The organism is Caballeronia sp. dw_276 (genome assembly GCF_018449635.1).
Classification (GTDB): Bacteria; Pseudomonadota; Gammaproteobacteria; order Burkholderiales; family Burkholderiaceae; genus Caballeronia.
This window is the reverse complement of the sequence record NZ_JAAVUV010000008.1, coordinates 160,374-183,624: the sequence shown is the minus strand read 5'-3', so window position 1 is coordinate 183,624 and position 23,251 is coordinate 160,374. Positions and strand designations below refer to the sequence as shown.

Below are 23,251 nucleotides of genomic sequence, written 5' to 3'. Positions count from 1 at the left end.
GAAAATACGCACAATGAACGATCCCGACCTTTCCGATCTCAGCGCCTTCATGGCGGTCACCGAGGTCCGTAGCTTCAGGGCTGCGGCGCGGTTGCGTGGCGTTTCCGCGTCTGCGTTGAGCGAGGCGATCCGGCGTCTCGAAGCGCGTCTTGACGTGCGCTTGCTAAACCGGACCACGCGCAGCGTGACGGTCACGGAAGCCGGGCAGCGGCTGATGGAAAGGCTCGGGCCGGCGCTCGGCGAGGTTGCCGGCGCGCTCGACGCGGTCAACAGCTTTCGCGACAGTCCAACCGGGACGCTGCGCCTTAACGTGCCGACGATCGTCGCCATGCACGTGCTGCCGCCCATCGTCACGCGGTTCCTCGCGGCGCATCCGGGCATCACGCTGGAAGTGGTATCGAACGATACTTTTATTGACGTGCTCGCGGCGGGTTTCGATGCCGGCATTCGCTACGACGAACGTCTCGAACGCGACATGATCGCCGTGCCGATCGGCCCGCGCACGCAGCATTTCGTGGCGGCGGGATCACCGGCTTATTTCCATGCCCATGGTTGGCCCGAGCATCCGCGAGATCTGCTGGGACATGCATGTATTGGGCACAGGTTTGCGAGCGGCGTGCTGGCTCCGTGGAGTTTCGTGCGTGGCGACGAGCACGTGCGGTTCACGCCGCAGGGGCCGCTGGTGGCGTCCATGCTCGAGCTGGAAGTGGCTGCGGCGACCGCCGGCCTCGGAATGATCTATACCTTCGATGAATTCTTGCGTCCGCAAATCGATAGCGGCGCGCTCGTGCCCGTGCTCCACGACTGGTGGGAGCACTTTTCAGGGCCGTTTTTGTACTACCAGAGCCGCACGCACATGCCCGCGCCGTTGCGGGCGTTCATCGATTTCATCAAGGAAGATTGAGCGTCCGGTGCGTGTTACCTGCCGGCAAAAAACGATTTGGCTGCGTCGAGCGCGTCCTCGACTGCCGCCCGATCCACGTCCAGATGCGTGACCCAGCGCTGTTTGATCGCGCCGTAAGCCGAAGTAATGCCGATGCCGCGCGCCGCCAGATGCGCCGAGAAATCCTCGGCAATCGCACCGTCCACCTCGACAAACACGATGTTCGTGTCCGGCATCGTGACCTTCAACTGACTGAACGATGCCAAGCCTTCGGCCAATGCCTTCGCGTTCGCATGGTCATCGGCGAGACGCGCCACGTGGTGCTCGAGCGCGTAAAGCCCCGCCGCCGCAAGAATCCCGACCTGCCGCAAACCGCCGCCCAGCATCTTGCGCGTGCGCCGCGCCTTTGCAATCAACGGCGCGCTGCCGACCAGCACCGAGCCGACTGGCGCGCCCAGCCCCTTCGATAAACACACGGACACCGTATCGAACGGCCGCGCGAGCGTCGCGACCGGCATTCCAAGCGCCGTGGCCGCGTTGAAAACGCGGGCGCCGTCGAGATGCGTCGCGAGTCCGTGGCGGCGTGCAAGCGCCGTCGCCGCTTCCATGTACTCGTGCGACAAAACCTTGCCGCCGATCGTGTTCTCCAGCGCCAGAAGCCGCGTGCGTGCGAAATGCGAATCGTCGGGCTTGATCGCTTCTTCGATGTCCTGCAACGCCAGCGATCCGTCGGCCTGATTGTTCAACGGCTGCGGCTGGATGCTGCCGAGAACAGCCGCGCCGCCGCCTTCCCATTTGTATGCATGGGCCTGCTGGCCAACGATGAACTCGTCGCCACGTCCGCAATGCGCCATCAACGCGACCAGATTGGACTGCGTACCCGATGTCAGGAAGACCCCCGCGTCCTTGCCAAAGCGCTCGGCGAGCGTTTCTTCGAGGCGTGTGACGGTCGGGTCATCGCGGAAAACGTCGTCGCCAACTTCCGCCGATGCCATCGCGGCGCGCATGGCCGGCCCGGGTCGTGTGACGGTATCACTGCGAAAATCGTGCTGGATCGGGGTGCTCATTGCGGCTCCTGGTTCGTGGAGCGGCTATTTTGCCACTGCGGATACGTTCACGTGGCGCGCGCCATAAAGATCAGGCGCTTGGGTACGGAAGTTCATCCGGTTTCTGTTGGGCGATGTCACGAACTTATCCTGAAATTTCCCAAAGTCATTTAAATTCAACTATATAGAGCATATATCTCGAAACAACATTGCCTCCGACCACGAATCTCGCACCATATCAAAGACCTATTGAAGTTGTTTGCGATATCACATCAGGTTTGCATCGGACCTCATCCATCACTTGATCTAAGCGCAAGTAAAAAAGCTCGATTGTCTCGATGATTCAAGCGTTTATGCAGACTTCCTAAGAGTCTAGCTTAACTTATAAGAATCCGCATATATTCAACGAGATAAGATCTTTACTTGAAGTAATTTCTCTCAACACCTTCGTAGTTTTAACCCACCGAACGTGTAAAGTCCCGGATATCGCCACGCCCTTGTTTCCCGCCCAATGAACGCGCCCGACAAACTGCAAGACGATCCCCACACCGGCCTGTATGCGCGCTCGACCGGACACGACGCCGAATGGTGGCGCATCACGCTCTCCGACAGGCCGCAGATGTATCGGATCGAGCATGGTCGTGGCGAAGCGCCGGCGAACATCGACACCGTGGTCGATCTCGAAAACCTGAAATCAAAGCTTCAGAAATGGCATCGCGAGGGTTTTCTCCGCCCCGGCGAGGCTGAAGCGCCGGTTGCCGCCGAAGGACGAGCGGGCTTTATCAAGGATCTCAGGCGCGCAGCGTCAGGCGGAAGGCCGCTCCCCGGGCCGTCTCAACCTCAAAGAACCGGTGCATTGATCGGCACAGTCGAACTTTCGATCGGTCACGCCGGTCCGCTCGTGCCGCGCCTCAATCCCGCCTATATCTTCCCCGAGCGCTTCTCCGACATCCTCCAGGACATCGTCGAAAACCGGCGCGTGATGCTGATCGGTCATACCGGTGCCGGGAAAACCAGCCTGATCGAACAGGTTGCCGCGCGCTCGCAACACGGCGTGCTGCGGGCGAATATGAACGGGCAGACGACCATCGGTGATTTCGTTGGGTTCTGGACCGTCAAGGGCGGTGAAACGCTTTGGGTGGACGGCGTACTGCCGACAGCCATGCGCGAGGGTTTCTGGCTCGTGGTCGATGAAATCGACTTCGCCGAGCCATCGATTCTCGCCGTATTGACCGCCGTGCTCGAACCGCACGGACGCCTGCTGCTCAAGGAAAAGGGCAACGAGCTGGTTGCGCCGCATCCGTCCTTCCGGCTGTTTGCGACCGCAAACGCCGTCGGCGCAATGAGCGTCTACCGGCATTTGTATCAGGGCGCAAACCTGATGAACGAAGCTTTTCTCGACCGTTGGCGCGTGTATTTGATGGACTATTTGTCGCCGGAGGAAGAAGCCGAGGTGTTGATGCGCACGCTTGGCGAGCGCATTACGCAGCCAATGGCGAACACGCTCGCCGCGATCGCCGCCGACTGCCGCGCCGCGTTCGCTCGCGAAGACCTGGCGAGTGCATTTTCGACGCGGCGGCTGCTCGACTGGGCCGACCTGATGCTGCGTTCGGGCGATCCGGACCGCGCCGCCGGCCCTGCCATCTACTCGAAAGTGAGCGCGGAGGACGCGGCGCTGATTCGCAGCATCATCCGGCATCACATTGCGTTCGATGAATGAACCGTCCCGAACTCACGCCTGAAACGTTAGGCCGGCTGGCGCGCGTCCTGACGGGCCACTACGGCGTGACAGTGTCCTTCGATACAAGCGGCCCGCGGGTCGAGCGCGAACGCATCGTGCTTTCCGAACCCGCGCCGGACGCGACTGACGCACCAGACGCGGACGCCCTCACCGGCCAGCTCGATCTACTCGCAGCACGCTGGAAATTTTCCGCCATCGATCAAATCAACGCCCTGCCGTCAGGTCCGGCGCGGCAACTTGCCGACGTTATCGAGGACCGGCGTGTATGCGAGCACTTGTTTACCGCTTATCCGGGTGCGCGCGGGTACATCGAAAAGCTTCGTGCGCAGAAAGCGCGTGCCATCCACGAACGATGGCCTGGGCTGCCGTGGCGCGACAAGCTGATCTGGCTTATAGAAGGCGCGCTTTGGGATGAACAGCCCGCGGTCACGGAGCGCACACCGGCGCTTGTCGCCACGCTTTCTGCGGTGAGCGACGCGCTGGACAGCGCGCGCGCCAGCCGATCCACGCTGGAAAGCATCGAAAAAGCGCACGCGCTCGTTGCGCGGATCAGGTCGCTCGGCGCGGGCGGCGTCAATACGATGATGTTCACTGCCGACGCCGACGACACGCTTGACGCCGAACAAGCCGCAAGCGATCCGGACGCCGCATCGCAAAACGAACCCTCGGACGCAGCTTCCGGCGACGCCATCACGACCGCCCAGTCACCCTCCGACGCCACCGCGCAGGCGTCCGAAGCACAGTCGCCCGCAGCGGCAATGTCGCTCGACCTGATCGACGGTCGCCCCCGCCTCTCGATCCCACTGACAACGGCCTTTGATGTCATCACCGACCTCACCGGCCGAGGCGATCCAGCCGCGTGGAGAAACCTTCGCGCGCTCGCCCGGGCGGAGACGGCGCCGCTCACCGCGCGCCTGGAACGCGCGCTGAAAGCCGATGAACAAACGCACTGGAGACGCGAGCAGGAACGCGGTGAGATCGATCGGCCGGCGCTGGCGAAACTCGTGGCGTCGCCGGGATATCGGACGCCGTTTCGCGTCAAACGCGTCACCGAAGGCCGCTATGCTGCGGTGAGCGTGCTCATCGACCTCAGCGGCTCGATGGCGGGCAAGAAAATGGACCTGGCGCGCCTGTGCGCGGCCGCTCTATGCGACGCGCTGATCCAGTTGTCGTTCAAATGCGAAGTGCTCGGATACAGCTCGGTGGACTCGCCGGAAATGCGAGCGCTTTACGAGCAGATGCTTGCCGATGGCGACGACTTGAGCCGATTCAACCGAAAACTGGAACGCCTCGACCTGCGGATCTATAAACGCTTCGGATCGAACAATCCCGCAGGCCTGAGCGCCATCGACTGCGGTCACGAGAATCCGGACGGCGAAGCGCTTATCTGGGCAGCCGAGCGCCTCCTGGCGCAACGCGCAGGACGTCGCATTCTGATGATTCTTTCCGATGGCTACCCCGCCACCGGCGACGGCCATCCGGTGATCCTGCGGACCGACCTCCGCGCGCGGATCGAAGAAATCACGGCATCGGGAATCGAGCTGGTCGGCATCGGTCTACTCGATGACGCCGTAGAAAAGTTTTATGCGCATAACATCGTTGTGCGAAAACTCGATGAACTTCCCACTATGGCATTCGCGGTCCTGAGCAACCTTCTTCTTGAAAAGCGCGGCTAAAACGCAACTCCGACCCCAAAAATCAATTCAATAGCTTGCTAACGAATTGTCGGCGAAATACAATGCGCGCCATGCCGACAATCGATGTTCTCCGACAATCCGTAAGTAGCGCGCTTGTGATCGCCTCCCGTCAATGGCGGCGAACCAGCCACAGCGTGATCGCGGCCTACAACGTCTCCGAAGCTTGCGCCACGCCGCTGCTCATTGCGGGGCGGCTCGACGCGCCCGTGCGGCAGGTGGCGCTGGCGGAAATGACGGGTATCGAAGGGCCTTCGCTCGTGCGTCTGCTCGATCAACTGTGCGCGGCAAATCTCGTGCGCCGGGAAGAAGATCCCGACGACAGGCGCGCCAAAATCATCTCCCTCACCGACGAAGGCCGCACCGTCACGGCGAAGATCGAGAAAGAATTGATTGGACTGCGCCACGATGTGTTGCAAAACGTCACCCAAGAAGATCTCGAAGCCACCCTGCGCGTATTCGCTGCGTTTAAACTGGGTGCGGCAGGTCCCGCATCGCAAACACCACAGGCATCGTCGAAACCCAATCCAGACAGCACCGATACGGAAGAAGGCGTCTAGCGCACCATGACGTACCCCACTTCGCGCGAATGGCTGTTTTCGGTCAAGACCTTCATTGCTTCCATGCTGGCGCTGTATATCGGCCTCAAGCTGGAATTGCCGCGCCCTTACTGGGCCATGGCGACCGTCTATATTGTCTCGAATCCCTTCGTCGGCGCGACGCGTTCCAAGGCTTTATACCGCGCGCTTGGCACCATGATCGGGGCGTCGGCCGCTGTGCTGTTCGTGCCGCCGTTCGTTGAATCGCCGTATATCTTCAGTGCCGTCGTTGCAATCTGGACGGGCACGCTGCTGTTTCTCGCCATCAACGACCGCACCGCGCGCAGCTATGTTTTCATGCTCGCCGGCTACACCATGCCGCTGATCGCCCTGCCCTCCGTGATGAATCCGGCCGGCATCTTCGATCTCGCTGTTTCGCGGACCGAGGAAATCGTGCTCGGCATTGTCTGCGCGAGCGTGGTCGGCGGCGCGCTGTTCCCGAGCCGCCTCGCGCCTACGCTCATCGAACGCACGGATGCCTGGTTTCGGGACGCCGCGTTCTATGCAAAGGAAACGCTTTCCGGCCGCCTCTCGGGCCAGGCCATTTCGGCTTGCCGGCAACGGCTGGCATCGACGGTGAACCAGCTCGAATTCCTGCTGAGCCAGCTTGCCTACGATCACACGAGGCCGGACATAGTGGCTCGCGCGCAGGCGTTGCGCGGCCGGATGCAACTGTTGCTGCCGATCATGTCGGCGATCGGCGATCCGCTCGCGGCCTTGTTCAGCGGCCAGAAACCGCCGCCGGAGGGTCTCAAGCCGCTTCTCGACGATATCGTCAAGTGGTTCGATGAACCCATCAATGCCAGATCCGGCTCCGCCGATACCGATGCGAACGCCGACGCCTTGCGAGCCCGCATCGCGAGCCTGCAACCCGATGCGGACCGCTTGCGCACATGGGATGGCGCGCTGCTGTCGAACACACTGTGGCGCCTGAAACAGCTCGTCGATGTCTGGCAGGATTGCCGTTCGCTGCGCGTCATCATCACGAACGAAAAAGGTTCGTGGCGTCCGCGTTATCGCCACTGGCGGCTCGGCGGTACACAGCAATACTTCGATCGCGGCATGCTGCTGTTCTCCGCTGGCTCCGCCATGCTCGCCATCTTCGTTTCCATGAGCATCTGGATTGCGTCCGGCTGGAACGACGGCGCGGGCGCGGTGACGCTGGCGGCGGTGGCCTGCTGCTTTTTCGCGGCGCTCGACGAACCCGCGCCGCAAGTGTTCTCGTTCTTTATCTACACGTGTCTTGCCGTCGTGCTGGCCGGGTTATATCTCTTTGTGATCTTGCCGACCGTGCACGACTTCCCGATGCTCGTGATCATGTTCGCGGTCCCGTTTATCTTGATCGGCACGCTGATCCCGCGTCCGCAATTCAACCTGGCAACCATGCTGACGGCCGTGAACACGGCGACGTTCATCAGCATCCAGGGCACCTACGATGCCAATTTCCTGACCTTCATGAACAGCAACCTCGCAGGTCCGGCGGGCCTGTTGTTCGCGTTCGTCTGGACGCGCGTGACGCGGCCGTTCGGCGCGGAACTGGCCGCCTCGCGGCTGATCCGGTCGAGCTGGCGCGACGTGGTGCTGAGCGCATCGACCCGTCCCGTCGATGACCAGAAGAACCTGACCTCGCGCATGGTCGACCGGATGATGCAGATCGTCCCGCGTCTAGCCGCCACCGATGACCGCCGCCACCCGTCCATCGAAAGTTTTCGCGACCTGCGTATTGCATTCAACGCGCTCGATTTGCGGCGCTTGCGGCGCCGGCTCGGCGAGGCGGAACTGGCGTCCGTGGATAGAGTGCTCGAAGGCGTGCGCGCTTATTTCCAGCACAACGTCGAGCGCGGATCACGGCAACCGGTGCCGCAAAGCCTGGAAACCGACATCGATACCGCGCTGACCCGCATGACGCGTCGCGGCGGTCCGGTGCAGGCGGAAGCCGATGCCGCGCAAAGCCAGGTCGCGCCACCGCCCGGCCGTCAGGTTCGCGACGCGCTGCATGCGCTCGTTGGCATGCGTCTCTCATTGTTTCCGGAAACGGTCGCGTCCGCGTTGCCGCCTGAACCCGAGGCCGCGGCATGACGCGCCTTTCGTGCACCTCTCTAACAAGCATCCCGCGATGATCGGCGAAATCGATATCTACGGCGTTTTCCTGCCGGCCGTGCTGATCCTGATGCTGGTCTCGTACCTGTTCTGCCTGGTTCTCACGCGCGTGTTCGCGCGCGTGGGGCTCTACCGTTTCGTCTGGCATCGTTCCATTTTCGACCTCGCGATCTACGTGATCGTGCTTGGCATCGTGGTCATTGTTTCGCATCGGCTATTACCGTGAAAAAAACCTGGTTCTCCGTTGGACAGATCCTCTTTACGCTCGTCGTCGTGGTCATTGCCGCGTTCGTGCTGTGGCGGCTCGTGGCTTATTACATGTTTGCGCCGTGGACGCGCGACGGCCATGTTCGCGCCGACGTCGTGCAAGTGGCGCCTGATGTGGGCGGCCTGATCGTCGATGTAAAGGTGGTCGATAACCAGCCGGTAAAGGCCGGCCAGGTACTGTTTGTCATCGATCATGCGCGATACGCGCTCACCTTGCGCCAGGCGCAGGCGACCGCGTTGCAGCGCCGCGCGACGCTCGATCAGGCACGCCGCGAAGACGCCCGCAACCGCACGCTTGGCGACCTCGTCGCGCGCGAGATCACGGAAGAAAGCCGTTCACGCGTGCAGCAGGCCGAAGCGGCGCTCGCCGATGCGGAAGTCGCCATCGATACCGCGCGCCTCAATTTGCAGCGCACGACGATCGTGAGTCCCGTCGACGGTTATCTCAACGACCGCGCGCCGCGCACGGGCGAATTCGTGACGGCGGGACGTTCGGTGTTGTCCGTGGTGGATCTGCATTCGTTCCGCGTCGATGGATACTTCGAAGAAACGAAGCTGCGGGGTATCGACATAGGCCAGGCAGTCGATATCAAGGTGATGGGCGAACCCGCGATCCTGCGCGGGCATGTGCAGAGCATCGTGGCGGGGATCGAGGACCGTGACCGCGTGCAGGGATCGAACCTGCTGCCGAACGTGAATCCGGCGTTCAGTTGGGTGCGGCTTGCGCAACGGATTCCGGTGCGCATTGCGCTGGACGAAGTGCCGGCGGATTTTCGGATGATCGCGGGACGCACGGCGACGGTGTCGGTGCGCGATCTGACGCCGACCAGCGGCACGCCTGCGCCCGCCAGCGGAGCTTCGGCCGCGTCCGCGCCAGTCACGGCTAGCGGCGTGGTTCCAGTGACCACCGGCGCCGCCGCTTCTGTGCCGGTGGCAAGCAAATGAAGATGCCGCGCGCCCTCGCCCTGACGCCGTTCGTGCTCGCGCTCGCCGCGTGCTTTACCGTCGGCCCTGATTACTCCCTGCCGAAAAACGCCGCTGTCAACGCGCCTTACGCCAATGCGCCACTCGACGGGGCAGAAGGCCAGTCGACGGTGAACGCCGGCGCCGTGCCGACCCATTGGTGGCGTCTCTACGATGACCCCGTCCTCGATGACCTCGTGCAGCAAGCGATGGCATCGAATACCGATTTGCGCGTGGCGGCGGCAAACCTCGGCCGCTCGCGCGCCGCGCTGGGCGTGGCGCAATCGCAAGGCGGCTTTTCGGGCGGGACATCGGCCGCGTTCAAGCGCGCGCAGGAGTCAGCCGAGCAATACCTCCTCTTCGAGAAAATCCCGGTCGCGAACGAAGGCGATGTCGGCATCAACATCTCGTACGAACTCGATCTTTTCGGCACGCTGCGCCGCGGCGTGGAAGCGGCGCAAGCGGACAGCGATGCCACCCAGGCCGCCGCCGATCTCGCGCGGATTTCCGTCGTGGCCGATGTCGTGCGCGCCTATGTGCAGAATTGCTCGGCGGCGGAAGAACTCGTGATCGCGCAACGGTCGCTCGCATTGCAGCGCCAACGGGTGTCGGTATCGCGCCGGTTGCAGCAGGCCGGACGCGGCAACGCGCCCGATGTCACCGCCGGCCAGACGCAGGTCGCCACACTCAGCGCGAATATTCCCGTCTACACCGCACGCCGCAAGATCGCGCAGTATCAACTGGCAGCGCTGCTCGCACGTTCGCCGGAAGACCTGCCCAAGCCGGTTTACGCGTGCAACAAGACGCCGACGATCGCCCAGCCCTTGCCCGTCGGCGATGGCGCCGCCCTCTTGCGACGCCGTCCCGACGTGCGTCAGGCCGAGCGCAAGCTTGCGGCATCGACGGCGCGCATTGGTGTGGCGACGGGCGCGTTGTATCCGACGGTTAGCATCGGCGCGTCGGCAGGTTTGACGGGGGTGCTCGAGGATCTCGGCACGCAACCCACCGCGCGATGGGGTTTTGGTCCGCTCATCAGTTGGACCTTCCCGGTGAACGGCGCGCGCGGCCGAATCCACGAAGCGCAATATGGCGCCGACGCCGCCCTCGCCCAGTTCGATGGCGTCGTGCTCAAGGCGCTGCGGGAAACACAGTCGAGTCTCGCGACCTATTCCGCCGACTACGCGCGCGCGGAAGCGTTGCGCGCCGCGCAAAAATCGGCGGCCGAATCCGCCGACCAGACGCACCGGTTTTTCCTCGCCGGGCGCGAATCGTTTATTGCCGATCTGGACGCGACGCGCGTACTGACATCGACGAACGCGCAGTTATCGGCGGCTGAGGGGCAGGTTGCCATCGATCAGGTGAACCTGTTTCTTGCGCTTGGCGGGGGGTGGGAGATGGCCACAGCGCCTGATTCCAATGCTGCAGCAACGACAACTAGCTCCGGGAAATCCGGCGCGGCGTCAGCTTCAGGTTCCTCGATCGACTCCAAGGCGTCTTATTAACGAAATCCCCGCACCTTTCGATTGAACCGTATCAACGCCGGGCATCCGCCGGTAGGTAACTCGGATCACCAATCGCTCGATTTACTCACTTTCGCTACGCAAACGACTATAATTTCAAACCTTAAATCGGTTTGAAGATTAGTCATATCGTCGACTATGAGTGAGCAAATTTTAGGAAAGCTGAACCGGATGGAGCACCTCCTGCCAGAGGGGCTGCTCGTCGATGCCGCGTGGCTGTCCGCTCAGGATTACTCTACTTCCCTACGCGCCAAATACGTCACCTCGGGTTGGCTGGAGCAGCCGGCCAGAAGCGTTTATCGACGCCCACGTGGACACTTGAGCTGGCAACAGGTCGTTATTTCGCTGCAGACGCTCTTGGGACGTCGCCTCGTTGTCGGCGGCCGGACTGCGCTGGAGTTGCAAGGCTATGCGCACTACCTGTCGCAAGCCTCTTCCGAGATCCACATTCATGGACCGGCGAAGCCGCCGGGGTGGCTCTCCACACTTCCTATCAAGGAGCGGTTTGTCTTCCACAACAGCGCGCCGCTTTTTGGGAACGATTTAGACCACGTCAACTTTCCTTCCCTCGTCCCGGACGACGTGCCGCCGGCAAAAGACGCTGCGTCACTCCAGGATGCAGGGCTGCGCTCGCTTCCATGGGGGCAATGGGACTGGCCGCTCGTAGTCTCTACGCCCGAACGCGCCATTCTCGAACTTCTCGACCAATTGCCAGATCGCGAAAGCTTCCATCAGGCCGATATGCTGATGGAAGGATTGAGCAACCTTGCGCCGAGACGATTACAAGTGCTGCTCGGTCGTTGTCAAAGCGTGAAGGTAAAGCGTCTGTTTTTCTTCTTTGCAGACCGACATGACCATGCCTGGCTCAAGCACCTCGATCGTTCGAAGATCGGGCTTGGCTCGGGCAAGCGCATGCTGGTAAAAGGCGGGCGGCTGGATCTCACCTACCGGATCACCGTTCCCAAGGATTTGAACGAGGTACGTTAATGGCTTTTGCGGATGCTTATCGACGCCAGGTCGAACTGCTGATTCGGACTTTGCCTTCCGTTGCTGCCGAAGACTGTTTCGCAATAAAAGGCGGCACGGCCATCAATCTCTTTGTGCGCGATCTTCCGCGTCTCTCGGTCGACATCGATCTAACCTATCTGCCAGTCCAGAATCGACCGGCCTCGCTCGCAGCCATCGATGCAGCGATGTCGAGGATTGCCGATCGCATTGGCAGGGCCATCCCCGGAACACGCGTAATAACGGCACTTTCCCGCGAGGACGTGGTCACCAAACTTGCGGTCCGCGGAAACGGCACACAGATCAAGATTGAAGTGACGCCCGTGCTACGGGGGTGCGTGTTCGAGCCGGAGATGCGTTCCGTGTCGCCAGGCGTGGAAGAGCAATTCGGTTTCGCCGAAATGCGCGTCCTGTCCTTTGCCGACCTTTATGCCGGAAAGATTGTTGCCGCGCTGGATCGGCAACACCCTCGCGACCTCTTTGACGTTCGCGATCTGCTGGCCAACGAGGGTATCGACGAGGCGCTACGGCGAGCTTTCTTGATCTATCTTGTCAGCCACGATCGACCGATGGCCGAGATCCTCACCGTTCGGCGCAAAGACATCGCGGCAGAGTTCGAGCGAGGTTTTGTCGGCATGACTCGAAAACCGGTTCAGCTGGACGAACTCCTGGCGGCCCGGGAAACATTGGTTCGTGAGATGGTTGGATCGATGCCAAAACTCCATCGGGAATTCCTTTTGGCCTTCGAGCGTGGCGATCCAATATGGGACGCCCTGGATCTCCAGTCATCAGCAGAGTTGCCTGCTGTTCGATGGCGCCAGCATAATTTGGACAGCATAGGCACGGACAAACGGACAGCTCTCGTTGCCCAGCTCGAGGAAGTCCTGTCATCGTCGTGACTGAAATGTATCTTTTCAACCAAGACGCCAGACCGACTGACCAGCACCCTTGCGTGTAACCTGAGCACTCCCGTACATCTACGTTCACCCATGCGACGCATTCCCCAGCAAGAACGCGCCGAAAAGCGCATGCAGGACATGCTCGCGGCCGCCGGTGCCGTCATCGGCGAACGCGGCCTCGAAGCCGCCACCATGACCGAGATCGCGGCGCGCGCGGGCGCGTCGATTGGTGCGGTTTATCAGTATTTTCCGAACAAGGACGCGCTCGCCATCGCCCTGCGCACCGAATACGGAGCGCTCATGGACGAGCGCTGGAGCGCGCTCGCGGAGCACGCGCGCGCCGCCAGCACGGCCGATCTCGCCGCCCGGCTGATCGACCTGATGACGGGGTTTATCGGCGATCATCCGGCTTATCTGGCGTTATCGGCGGCGTCCACGCCCACCAATCGCAGCGATGACGACCGCAGCCGCTTGCGGCAGCGCTTCGCCGAATTGTTCGCGCACCGCCGGGAAGATCTTGCCCCCGCCGACGCGCTGCGCATCGCCGAGGTTCTTCTGCAGATCGTGAAGGGACTGCCGCCGCTCTACATGGCCGCGAAGCCGAGGGAACGGCGCCTTCTTATCGATGAATACAAGATCGCGGTGACCGCGTACCTCGACGCACGCCTGACCTAGCGGCACGCAGGTTGCTGCGCAAACGGGTGTACGCTCGCCTTTGGTTCGCCGCCGCGCTCGCCATCGGCACTTCCAGCGCACGTTCCGGACTCAACGGGACATGTGTCGCGCACAAATGCGCGCACTCCGACTTCCGGGCTCATGAAAACTTTCCACTGCAACCACTGCAATCAGCTGGTGTTCTTCGAGAACTTCCGCTGCGAACGCTGCGAATCCCTGCTCGGCTTCATTCCCGAGCTCGCGGAAATCAGCGCGTTCGAGGACGCCGGCGACGGCCTGTGGCGCAGCCGCCATCCTGAACGCGGCGACGCGGGCCTGTACAAGCCGTGCCACAACTACGCGGTCGAAAAAGTCTGCAACTGGATGGTGCCCGCCGATTCCCGCGATCCCCTATGTCACGCGTGTCGCCTGACCCACACCATTCCGAACCTCGGCGTGCCGAACCGCCGCTATTACTGGTTCCGGCTGGAAGCCGCGAAGCGCCGCCTGCTTTACACACTCGGCGCGCTCGGGCTGCGCGTGGATTCTCGCCAGGACAATCCCAAGACGGGGTTGCAGTTCGAATTCATGGAGGATGGCCGGGGCAAACGCGTGCTGACGGGCCACGACAACGGCCTGATCACGATGAACATCGCCGAGGCCGACGACGCCCAGCGCGAACGCGCCCGCCTGGCGATGGGCGAGCCATACCGTACTTTGCTCGGGCATTTCCGGCATGAAATCGGCCACTATTATTTCGATCGGCTGATCGCGGATACGCCGTGGATCGAAAGTTTCCGGACGCTCTTCGGCGATGAACGCACGAGCTACAGCGCGGCCCTCGCAAAGCATTACAAGGAAGGGCCGCCGCCCGACTGGAACAAGTCGTTCGTGAGCGGCTACGCGACCACGCACGCGTGGGAGGACTGGGCGGAGACGTGGGCTCACTACCTCCACATCTTCGATACCATCGATACCGCCCGCGCCTGCGGCGTCGCCCTTGCACCGCTGAATACGCTCGACCCTACGCTCGTCGCGCAGCCGCCGAATGGCGCGGCCACGTTCGATCACCTGATGCACCAGTGGTTTCCGCTCACGTATGCATTGAACAGCCTGAATCGCAGCCTCGGCATGCCCGACGCCTATCCGTTCGCGCTCGCGCCGCCGGTTGTCGAGAAGCTGCGATTCGTGCATCGCGTGATTGCGGCGGCGGGGCAAGTGCAGCAATAAGGTGCCTACGCCACAACTTTTAGCGCGGCCGGACTTGCATCGGATGAAGCCGGTTGCGCGCCGTGCAGCGATACCTTCGATGTCTCCGGCAACATCATTCCGCCGATCAGGCCCATCACCGAAATCACGATCAGGTACAGCGCCGGCGACATGTTGTTGCCGGTCGTCGTGATCAGCCACGTGGCGACGAGCGGCGCGGTGCCGCCGAAGATGGTGTACGCGAGGTTATAGGTGATGGCGGAGGCGGTATAGCGCGTGCGCGTCGGGAATATTTCGGACAACAAAGGTGCTGTCACCACGCCGGACAAGACCGCGCCGATCGCCAGCATGCCGACGCCCAGCACCGATGGCAAAAACTGCCCCGAGCCGCCAAGCGAAAACGCCGGATACACCGTGGCGATTAATATGACGCACGTCGTCAGCACGGTTCTCCTGCGTCCGGCGAAATCCGAATACAGACCCGCCAGCGGACACAGCGCCGCCGCAAAAAACAGCGCGATCACGGTAATCAGCAGCGACGTTGCGCGGTTCAGATGACCGGCGACTTGCAGATACGTCGCGAAATACGTCGTGAACATATAGAACGACAAAGCCGTCACGGAGATGAACGCACCCAGCTTCAAAATGCCCGCAGCCTGCGTGCGCAAGGTATCGCGTAACGGCGCGTGGGCAACCGCGTGTTCGCCTTCGAGCGCGCGGAATGCCGGCGTCTCGTTCAGGTTCATCCGCAGATACAAGCCGATCAGGCCAATCGGCGCCGCCGCCAGGAACGGCACGCGCCAGCCCCAGCTGCTCATGGCATCGGCGGAAAGAGAGGCATCGAGCGCGTAGGCGACGACCGCCGCAACCGCGAACGACGAGAACGTCGATACCGGCACGAAACTGCCGTATCGCGCGCGCTTGTGCTGCGGCGCGTGTTCCATCACGTAGGCGCACGCACCCGCATATTCGCCGCCGGCCGAGAAGCCTTGCACGCAGCGGATGACCGTCAGGAACAGCGGTGCAAATGCGCCGATTGCGGCATATGTCGGCAATAAGCCGATCAACGTGGTCGCGCCCGCCATCAGCAGGATGGTCAGCGCCAAGGTGCGCTTGCGGCCGATCCGGTCGCCGATCACGCCGAACACAATCCCGCCAAGCGGCCTGAACGCGAACGCCACGGCGAAGACGGCGAAGGTCTTGAGAAGTCCCACTGCCGGGTCTCCGCTCGGGAAAAATTCGCGCGTGAGGATCGTCGCGAGAAAGCCGTACGCGGCGAAATCGAACCATTCGACGAAGTTGCCAATCGACGCCGCGAGTATCACCTTGCGCAGCGTTTTCAGATCGACTTCAGGAGGCGTGGTTTCCAACGTTCTCGACATTCGATGACTCCCGGAAAAGGTTGGCCTTGGCTGTTTATTGGACTGGATAGGTTCCTTTCAGTAGATGCGACCATAAACCGGGCTCCTAGAACGATCGCGTCATAGTGGTAGGACCCAGGCGACAGAACGTCAACGCGACTTTGTAGGGCCGGCGCGTCGCAATGGGTCGGGCCAGCATCAAGGCAACGGCGCTCTCAGCCTTTTTTGAGCCCTGCGGACTTGAACGTCCCCTGCGCGCTCGCGATCAGGATCTTGTCGTCCACCCACGCCTCGCCCCGCGAGAAAAAAATGCTGCGGCCTTGCCTTTCGATAAACCCCTTCGCCGTAACGCTGTCACCCAGACCCGTATCCAGATAGTTGACCGTCAGCGAGAGCGTGAAGCCGTGCCGCACCGGCTCGCCCTCGGGCGCGTAGAGCCCGGCGTAACCGCAGGCAGCATCGAGCAGCGTAGCCACTACGCCGCCTTGCAACACGCCGCGCCGGTTCAGATGCTTTGCCTGGATTGGCATGCGGAACTCGGCATAGCCTTCTCTCCACGCGACGTGGCGGGCATCGAGGTACTCGAGGAACGGGTTATCGAGAACGAAATCGGACATCAGTGGAACTCCTGGTCGGGGCGGCATCGAACGTTTAAGGCTTCAAGGCACGACTTTGACATGAACCGCTCTTAGCCGTGACTTTCCAAATTGGAAACGATCGTGGAAAAACCAGCGATTTTCATGCTGCGCCCAAACGTTCATCATGTCAGTCTCGCCGTCATCATTCGAGCCTGAGGAGACCCATGAAACGCCTTTATATCCAGGAAGTCGCGACCCGCGACGGCTTTCAAAACGAAAAGCAATTCGTCGATACCGACGCGAAAATCGCCCTCATCGATGCATTGAGCGCCTGTGGCTTCGCAAAAATCGAAGTGACATCGTTCACGTCACCCAAGGCGATCCCCGCGTTGCGCGACGCGGAAGCCGTCATGCACGGCATCGCGCGGCGCGAAGGCGTGGTCTACACCGTGCTCGTGCCGAACCTGCGCGGGGCGGAACGCGCGCTGTCGTGCGGCGTGGATGAAGTCAACCTCGTGATGTCGGTAAGCGAAAGCCACAACCGCGCGAATCTGCGCATGAGCCGCGAGCAATCGTTCGCGCAGTTGCGCGAGGTGATCGGCGTGGTGAAAGAGACCCCGGTCGCCATCAACGTGTCTTTGTCCACGTCGATGGGATGCCCGATGGAAGGAGACGTTCCCGTCGAAGAAGTCCTGCGCTGGGCTGGAGAGTTCGCGGCACTCGGCGTGCACGGCGTGACGCTGTGCGATACCACCGGCATGGCCTATCCTTCACAAGTGAAGGCGTTATGCGAACGCGTGCGCCGGGCGTTTCCTGCGCTCGAACTGACGCTGCATTTTCACAATACGCGCGGCATGGCGCTCGCAAATACGCTCGCGGCGCTGGAAGCGGGTATCGATCGTTTCGACGCGTCGCTCGGCGGCATCGGCGGGTGTCCGTACGCGCCGGGCGCAACCGGCAACGTATGCACCGAGGAACTCGTGCACATGCTGGCGCTCGACGGCTACGATACCCACGTCGATCTCGGCGCTGTATTGAAGGCATCGGCTCTGCTGCCGGGCTTGATCGGCCACGATGTCCCCAGCCAGATACTCAAGGCCGGCCGCCGTCTCGATCTTCACAGCGCCCCGCCCGCTCAACAAAAAGCAGCCGCCCACGAAGGAGCTTGATATGGCCCTGATCGACCATCTGGATCATCTGGTGCTGACCTGCATCGATGAAGCGGCGACCCGTTACTTCTATACGGAAGTCCTGGGAATGCAGCTCGAAACCTTTGGCGAAGGACGCAGCGCATTTCGCTTCGGCAACCAGAAAATAAACTTGCACGTGCGCGGCAAGGAGTTCGAGCCGAAGGCGCATTTGCCGGTTTCGGGCGCGCTCGACCTGTGTTTTATCGCGGCCATTCCTCTGAACGATGTAATTGCACATCTGAACAAACTCAATTGGCCCGTCATCGAAGGACCGGTCGAGCGGACGGGTGCAACGCAAAAGATCCGCTCGGTATATGTTCGCGATCCTGACCTGAATCTGATCGAGATGTCCGAGCTGATCTGAGTCGATCCGGGACGTTCAATTCGGCAGACGAATACCTGTCAATCGCTCGCATGCCGCGATCAGTCCATCCTGCAAACGCGCGTCGCGTGCGGCGGCGCTCGGCCTGCGCGGTTTCATATGGAAGAAATATTCGCCCGTCACGCTTGCTGCAGGATCGTCGCTGACGGCGAGCCAGCTTTGTGTACGCGGCGCGGCCTTGATGTCGTCTGGCGCGCCCGCGCCGCCCATTTTCGTCGGCACCCATCCGGGATGGACCGCATTCGATAACACATCCGGCCAGCGACGTGCAACGCCTAACGCCAGCCAAAGATCGTGGAGTTTCGAATCCGAATAGGCGCCTGCGCCCTGCCATGCGCGGTGCTCCCAAAGCAAGTCGTCGAGGGCCGGTTCGCCGCCCTCATGCATGCCCGAACTCAGATAGACCAACCGTCGGGGTTTTTCAATCAAGGCAGTCAGAATGAACGGCGCAATAGTGTTGATGGCGAAAACGTGCGGCAAACCATCCACGGTCTCGATACGGCGAGGCTCGCGATACCCCACGCCCGCGTTATGGATCACGGCATCGAAGCGTCCCAGCCGGTTCACTTGCGTTGCAACGTCGCGTGTCGCGTCCATGCTCGACAAATCGCCCGACACGACCGCTTCCGCGCCCGGCACGGCGCGCATTGCATCTGCGGCGCGCTTTTCGTTACGTGCATGCAGAACCACGCGATGCCCTTCTGCCACAAGCAACTGCGCCGCCATCTGTCCGAGGCCGTCGGCTGAACCCGTTATGAAAATACGCGACATGATTTTCGTCCTATATAGATCGGCTTAGATCTGATCAAAGAAGGCCGCACAAATTTACGCGGCCAAGCAGCAAGATCGGGAATAAATCGTAATGCGGCGGAGTTTGAATGACGATAGCCTGCGCGTCATCGAATCGATGACATGAGGTCATCATCGTTCAAACGTTGGTCGGCCCCTGCAATTACGAGGTTTTCATCAGACGCGTGCTCCGCTAAAGTAGCCGGTCACGTTCTTTTCGAGTGAGCGAATCATGGACGTACCGGAGCACACTGCCGAGATCGCCGCGCCGACGCCGTCACAGCTCGTATCGGCATCCGCACGCGACGCAGGCCTGAGTCTCATCCGTAACCTGTCGGTCCCCAAGGCGTTCCCCGACACAGCGCTGGAAGCGCAGTTCCTCGAAGACCATAGCCGGCGCTTCTGTGCTTTCCGGCGTGCTTCGGCATTGCTTGCGTTGAGCGTCTGGGTCTGTTTCCTCTGGTACGACTTCAATTTCGGCCGTGAAAGCTCGGTGCTCGAACCCGTGTTCATGGACATCATGGCGCTGCGGCTGGCAGGCATTGTCTGGCTGATGTTCGTGCTAAGCCTCGCGTTGCGGGGCTCGTTCTCCACGCACGCATCCTCCCAGCGTGTGATTCTGATGGGCGTGTACGGCTGCAACCTGCTGCTGCTCCTGCTCGTTTCCATCTCGCCGCGCCCCTTCAACTACACGTGGTATTTCGTCGGCCTCTATCTGGTCTTTTTCTTTCAGTTCGGGTTCTTCTATCTGAAATCCAAGGTGGCGCTGACCGCCGCCGTGGTCACGTTTTCAAGCATCATCCTGCTGCAACTGACCATCCGGATACTGTCGCCCGAAGACTTTTACATGGGCATGTTCTATTTGTTCAACGTGGTCGTGATCGGACATGGCGTGTGCGTTCATGCAGAGCGCGTATCGCGCGAACGCTTTGCAGCCGAGCGCGCGCTCGGCGTGCTCAACAACGAATTGCTGACCGCGAATGTGCAGCTCGAACGGAAAAACCTGGATTTGCTGGCATCGAAGAAAGATCAGGACACGAAAACCCGCGCCCTGATTTCGCTGAAAGAGCAGCAAACGTTGGCAGCGGAAACGGCCAGCCGCGAGAAGTCCAATTTCCTCGCCGCCGCCACGCACGACCTGCGCCAACCCATGCACGCGCTCAATTTGTTCCTGCAAGCCGCCGCGGAAGCCGTGCGCCATGACGACGTGACGGAAGCCGCAAGGCTTATCGATGAATCCGGCCGTTCCTCCGTGATCCTCGCGCGATTCCTGAACGCCGTGCTCGATCTCTCGAGGCTCGAATCGGGCCGCGTCAATCCGCGATATCACGTGTTCGACCTGAAGCTTGCTGTGTTCGAAGTCGCCGAGCAATTGCGCCCGCTTGCCGCCATGCACGGCGTCGAATTGCGGCTGCGCGTACCCGAAGCGCCGGTCTATGTCCGCAGCGACTCGCATTGGCTGCAGCGGGCGATTGCGAACCTGGTATCAAACGGCATCCGTTACGCCGATGCGGTCAAGAACCCCAAGCCGGTGGTGATCGTGGGCGTGGTGCGCTCGGCGACGCGTACGCGCATCGATGTGGTCGATAACGGCATTGGCATTGCGTCTGAACATTGGGACGCAATCTTCCAGCCGTTCTTCCAGGTCGGCAACGCGGAACAGGACAACGACCGCGGGCTCGGGCTGGGGTTGTCGATCGTGAACGCAGTGGTGTCGATGCTGGAGGAGCATCGGATAGAACTGAAATCGGCTGAGGGACGCGGCTCGCGTTTCTCGCTCGAAATGCCGATCTGCGGCTCGCCGCTTGGCGACGCCGCGCCGCGCGCGAAGGGTGACACCGCCGATTATCTGGAGGTGCCGCTCGAAGGGCTGTACGTGTTGTTGGTCGAGGACGACAGTCTGGTGCGGGCATCAACCGAAGCGCTGCTCGTGCAATGGGGCGTGTTATTCGATTCCGCCAGCAGCTTTGAGGAGTTCGAACACATACTGGGATCCATTGAACGATACCCCGACCTGATCATCACGGACTTCCGTCTGCGCGATGAAAAAACCGCACGAGAAGTCGCGATGCTCGGCGCCGCAAAGCTTGGCCGGCGTTGCCCGTGTCTCGTGGTTACGGGAGAGCCGGCCGCGACGATCGTGCCGCTCGCGTGCGATCACGACGTGCTGAGCAAACCGGTGAGTCCGGCGGAATTGCGCAGGCAGATTGCATCGCTGATATCGGGGAAGTCGTTTGAAGAAGCGGCGCGGCGGTGTTGAAGGCAAAATCCTCTGTTGCCGAGGTAAATCGAATATTTTTGATTGCAATGGGCAGGTAACACACCTGCCCTTGCATTTTTTTTGGTCTCTCAGGCCCCGCCCAACCCCACGCTTACCTTGCCGGCACTGCCGCGTTCCCCATCGGCATCTCAATCCCGCGCCGCGCCATTTCCACGATCAGGAAAGTCCGCCGCGTGACATGAAATCGCGCGAGGAGATCACTCGAATATTCCTTCGCCGTGTTCTCGCTGATATTCATTTTCCTGGCGATCGCCTTGTTCGATAAACCCTGCAACAAATAGCGCAGCGTTTCAGTCAGCCGCGGCGGCAAGTTCAGCGACTCCACCGTCACGCCTGAATGCGTGGATACCGGCTTGGGGCTGTGTCCGCCCTTTCCAAGCACGCTATTGGGCAGATACACCCGGCCGCTCAAAATGGTCTTGAGGGCCTCGCGAAATACGCCCGCGCCTTGCTCGCTCGCCTTCGATATAAATCCGCATGCGCCGCTCCTGATGCATTCCAGCACCGTATCGCGGTCGTCTTGAGCGGACAGCATGATGGTCTGTACCTCGCGCTCCTGTTCCCCGATCCAGTTCAGCAAATCGAGGCCCGTGGAGTTCCCCCGCAATTGATAGTCGAGAAAGACGAGATCGTACGAGCCGCCGGAGAGCTTCTCCTTGGCCTGTTCGATGCCGTCGGCCTCATCGATATCGAGTAACGGTTCATTGGCAAGGATCAGGCTCTTCATGGCGCTTCGCGTGAGCCCCTCGTCCTCGACCAGCAGCACCGTCTTGAAGTTACCGTTTTCCATTGCCATTCCCATAAATCACGCTTCGATAGTACCGGTAAGGGGACGTCCAGCAACCCCTCCTTTCGCAGGGATCAGTGGGAGGGTGTGCAGTCCCCCCGAAAAACGCGTTCCTTGCCCCTCCTCGACCGGGTTTTGCTGCGAACGCTTAAACGCGACACTGCGTCATCGACTCTGCAACACCGCCATCACCGAACTCGAAGCTGCAGCTAGCGAGAGGAGACACGGTCCGGCGTTCCCACTCACATAAAAACCACGAGGAGGGCATCATGAGCAGTCGTTCAAGCACCGATGACGAGAGACACTTTGCATTATGGAGCGGCAAGCAGGCGCGTATGCCTGTTGGTTCGCCCCGCGTGTTGATCGCGCATCAGGACAAACTGATTGGCGAGTCGCTGGCGGCGTTGCTGCGGCTCACCGGATTACAGGTGATGCAGACGCAGAACCTCAAGTCAGCACGTTCGCTGCTGCAGAACTGGAAACCGCAGGCATTGATACTGGACACGCGGCTCGACAGCGATTCCGGTTATGAATTCATCCGGGCGCTGCGCCCCGACGCCGATACCACCGGCCGGCTGCTGGTTGCGATCAGCAATATCTGGCCGGCAGACCCGGTCGAATCCCTGAAACACGCCGGATTCGATGCCCATTGCCGCCGTCCCTGCGCCACCTGGCGTTTGGCGGAAATGCTGACCACCTACTTTTCGATCCCGCAGCGCCGCACGTATTGATGTGCGTGCGGCCGCCTTCAGCCGATCGCCATGACGATCAGCACCGCGCCCACAACGGCCACCGCGTCTTCGATCAGCGCGGCGGGCAGATCGCGGCCAAATGCGCGGGCCAGCGCGCCGCGCGCACTTGCCCCGCCGAGCGTGCCGATCACCGCGCCAATAGCGCCAGCCACGGCGCCACCGATCATCGATCCGGCCGCCGCGCCTATCGCGGCGCCGCTCACGGCACCGGTCACAAGCCGGGCGCCAAATTGCATCGGCACCTTGCGGCTGGGGGTCTTCGGCAACTGGTCCGTGACGAGCTCAACAAGGGCAAGCACCGTCAGGATGTAGGGCGTGATCGTCGCCCCGAGAAACGCGAGCGGCGTGTGCTGCAAGGGCAGAAGGCCGAAATGCGCCGCCCAGCTGACAGCGGCGGGCGCGGTCATCGCACGCAGGCCGGCAATCACGCCGATCAGCAACGCCAGGAGATAAAAGGACATCGGAGGCTCCGGTTCGAAGAACGAGTATTGGGGAAACCGCGGTTCTAACCGCAGTTCGCATTCCCGAGCAATATCGGAAACCGATCGTTT

The 23,251-nt window shown here is 61.5% G+C and carries 22 protein-coding genes; 16 read left to right on the top strand and 6 right to left on the bottom strand.

The window, feature by feature from the left end; translation table 11 throughout:
* The first annotated feature begins 13 nt into the window (after window positions 1-13).
* The gene (locus HB633_RS18645) at window positions 14-904 is read left to right on the top strand and encodes a LysR family transcriptional regulator (RefSeq protein ID WP_213779657.1); all 891 of its coding nucleotides are present in this window, start codon (window positions 14-16) and stop codon (window positions 902-904) included.
* Window positions 905-918: 14 nt separating this feature from the next.
* On the opposite strand, the gene ltaE is transcribed toward HB633_RS18645, so the two are convergent.
* The gene (gene ltaE / locus HB633_RS18640; protein ID WP_213779656.1) at window positions 919-1,950 is read right to left on the bottom strand and encodes a low-specificity L-threonine aldolase; all 1,032 of its coding nucleotides are present in this window, start codon (window positions 1,948-1,950) and stop codon (window positions 919-921) included.
* A gap of 490 nt (window positions 1,951-2,440) precedes the next feature.
* On the opposite strand from ltaE, the gene HB633_RS18635 reads away from it, so the two are divergent.
* From HB633_RS18635 to HB633_RS18585, 11 genes are all read left to right on the top strand, one after another.
* On the top strand, window positions 2,441-3,649 hold the full coding sequence (locus tag HB633_RS18635; protein ID WP_213779655.1) for an AAA family ATPase: 1,209 nt from the start codon (window positions 2,441-2,443) through the stop codon (window positions 3,647-3,649).
* On the top strand, window positions 3,646-5,346 hold the full coding sequence (locus HB633_RS18630; RefSeq protein WP_213779654.1) for a cobalamin biosynthesis protein CobT: 1,701 nt from the start codon (window positions 3,646-3,648) through the stop codon (window positions 5,344-5,346). The genes HB633_RS18635 and HB633_RS18630 overlap by 4 nt, the downstream gene beginning before the upstream one ends.
* Window positions 5,347-5,417: 71 nt before the next feature.
* A complete protein-coding gene (locus HB633_RS18625) occupies window positions 5,418-5,924 on the top strand; it encodes a MarR family winged helix-turn-helix transcriptional regulator (protein WP_213779653.1) in 507 nt (168 codons plus the stop codon).
* 6 nt (window positions 5,925-5,930) lie between these two features.
* Complete coding sequence (locus tag HB633_RS18620; RefSeq protein ID WP_213779652.1) at window positions 5,931-8,042, top strand: FUSC family protein; 2,112 nt, start codon at window positions 5,931-5,933, stop codon at window positions 8,040-8,042.
* A 37-nt stretch (window positions 8,043-8,079) separates the two neighbouring features.
* Entirely contained in the window at window positions 8,080-8,289 is a 210-nt protein-coding gene (locus HB633_RS18615; RefSeq protein WP_213779791.1) for a DUF1656 domain-containing protein, read from the top strand.
* Entirely contained in the window at window positions 8,286-9,275 is a 990-nt protein-coding gene (locus HB633_RS18610; RefSeq protein WP_213779651.1) for an efflux RND transporter periplasmic adaptor subunit, read from the top strand. The genes HB633_RS18615 and HB633_RS18610 overlap by 4 nt, the downstream gene beginning before the upstream one ends.
* A gap of 2 nt (window positions 9,276-9,277) precedes the next feature.
* Window positions 9,278-10,795 (top strand): efflux transporter outer membrane subunit, encoded by a 1,518-nt coding sequence (locus HB633_RS18605; protein ID WP_255581011.1) that lies wholly within the window; start codon window positions 9,278-9,280, stop codon window positions 10,793-10,795.
* A gap of 156 nt (window positions 10,796-10,951) precedes the next feature.
* A complete protein-coding gene (locus tag HB633_RS18600; RefSeq protein WP_213779649.1) occupies window positions 10,952-11,800 on the top strand; it encodes a type IV toxin-antitoxin system AbiEi family antitoxin domain-containing protein in 849 nt (282 codons plus the stop codon).
* On the top strand, window positions 11,800-12,717 hold the full coding sequence (locus tag HB633_RS18595; RefSeq protein ID WP_213779648.1) for a nucleotidyl transferase AbiEii/AbiGii toxin family protein: 918 nt from the start codon (window positions 11,800-11,802) through the stop codon (window positions 12,715-12,717). Before HB633_RS18600 ends, HB633_RS18595 begins: the two co-directional genes overlap by 1 nt.
* A 90-nt stretch (window positions 12,718-12,807) precedes the next feature.
* On the top strand, window positions 12,808-13,392 hold the full coding sequence (locus HB633_RS18590) for a TetR/AcrR family transcriptional regulator (RefSeq protein WP_213779647.1): 585 nt from the start codon (window positions 12,808-12,810) through the stop codon (window positions 13,390-13,392).
* Window positions 13,393-13,533: 141 nt separating this feature from the next.
* Window positions 13,534-14,601 (top strand): putative zinc-binding metallopeptidase, encoded by a 1,068-nt coding sequence (locus HB633_RS18585; protein ID WP_213779646.1) that lies wholly within the window; start codon window positions 13,534-13,536, stop codon window positions 14,599-14,601.
* 5 nt (window positions 14,602-14,606) lie between these two features.
* On the opposite strand, the gene HB633_RS18580 is transcribed toward HB633_RS18585, so the two are convergent.
* Complete coding sequence (locus HB633_RS18580; RefSeq protein ID WP_213779645.1) at window positions 14,607-15,962, bottom strand: MFS transporter; 1,356 nt, start codon at window positions 15,960-15,962, stop codon at window positions 14,607-14,609.
* A gap of 194 nt (window positions 15,963-16,156) precedes the next feature.
* Complete coding sequence (locus tag HB633_RS18575) at window positions 16,157-16,558, bottom strand: PaaI family thioesterase (protein WP_213779644.1); 402 nt, start codon at window positions 16,556-16,558, stop codon at window positions 16,157-16,159.
* Between the two features lie 185 nt (window positions 16,559-16,743).
* On the opposite strand from HB633_RS18575, the gene HB633_RS18570 reads away from it, so the two are divergent.
* Entirely contained in the window at window positions 16,744-17,688 is a 945-nt protein-coding gene (locus tag HB633_RS18570; RefSeq protein ID WP_213779643.1) for a hydroxymethylglutaryl-CoA lyase, read from the top strand.
* A gap of 1 nt (window position 17,689) precedes the next feature.
* Window positions 17,690-18,073 (top strand): VOC family protein, encoded by a 384-nt coding sequence (locus HB633_RS18565; RefSeq protein WP_213779642.1) that lies wholly within the window; start codon window positions 17,690-17,692, stop codon window positions 18,071-18,073.
* Between the two features lie 15 nt (window positions 18,074-18,088).
* Here the strand turns inward: HB633_RS18565 and HB633_RS18560 are convergent, their stop codons facing one another.
* Complete coding sequence (locus tag HB633_RS18560; RefSeq protein WP_213779641.1) at window positions 18,089-18,862, bottom strand: SDR family NAD(P)-dependent oxidoreductase; 774 nt, start codon at window positions 18,860-18,862, stop codon at window positions 18,089-18,091.
* A 250-nt stretch (window positions 18,863-19,112) separates the two neighbouring features.
* Here HB633_RS18560 and HB633_RS18555 point away from each other — a divergent pair, with 250 nt between their 5' ends.
* Window positions 19,113-21,140: a hybrid sensor histidine kinase/response regulator gene (locus tag HB633_RS18555; RefSeq protein WP_213779640.1), complete on the top strand. Its 2,028-nt coding sequence runs from the start codon at window positions 19,113-19,115 to the stop codon at window positions 21,138-21,140.
* 112 nt (window positions 21,141-21,252) lie between these two features.
* On the opposite strand, the gene HB633_RS18550 is transcribed toward HB633_RS18555, so the two are convergent.
* A complete protein-coding gene (locus HB633_RS18550) occupies window positions 21,253-21,951 on the bottom strand; it encodes a response regulator transcription factor (RefSeq protein ID WP_056366051.1) in 699 nt (232 codons plus the stop codon).
* Between the two features lie 266 nt (window positions 21,952-22,217).
* Here HB633_RS18550 and HB633_RS18545 point away from each other — a divergent pair, with 266 nt between their 5' ends.
* Window positions 22,218-22,679, top strand: coding sequence for a response regulator (locus HB633_RS18545; RefSeq protein WP_213779639.1), 462 nt, complete (start codon window positions 22,218-22,220; stop codon window positions 22,677-22,679).
* Window positions 22,680-22,696: 17 nt separating this feature from the next.
* Here HB633_RS18545 and HB633_RS18540 read toward each other — a convergent pair whose 3' ends face one another.
* Window positions 22,697-23,161: a DUF4126 family protein gene (locus HB633_RS18540; protein WP_213779638.1), complete on the bottom strand. Its 465-nt coding sequence runs from the start codon at window positions 23,159-23,161 to the stop codon at window positions 22,697-22,699.
* Window positions 23,162-23,251 lie beyond the last annotated feature (90 nt).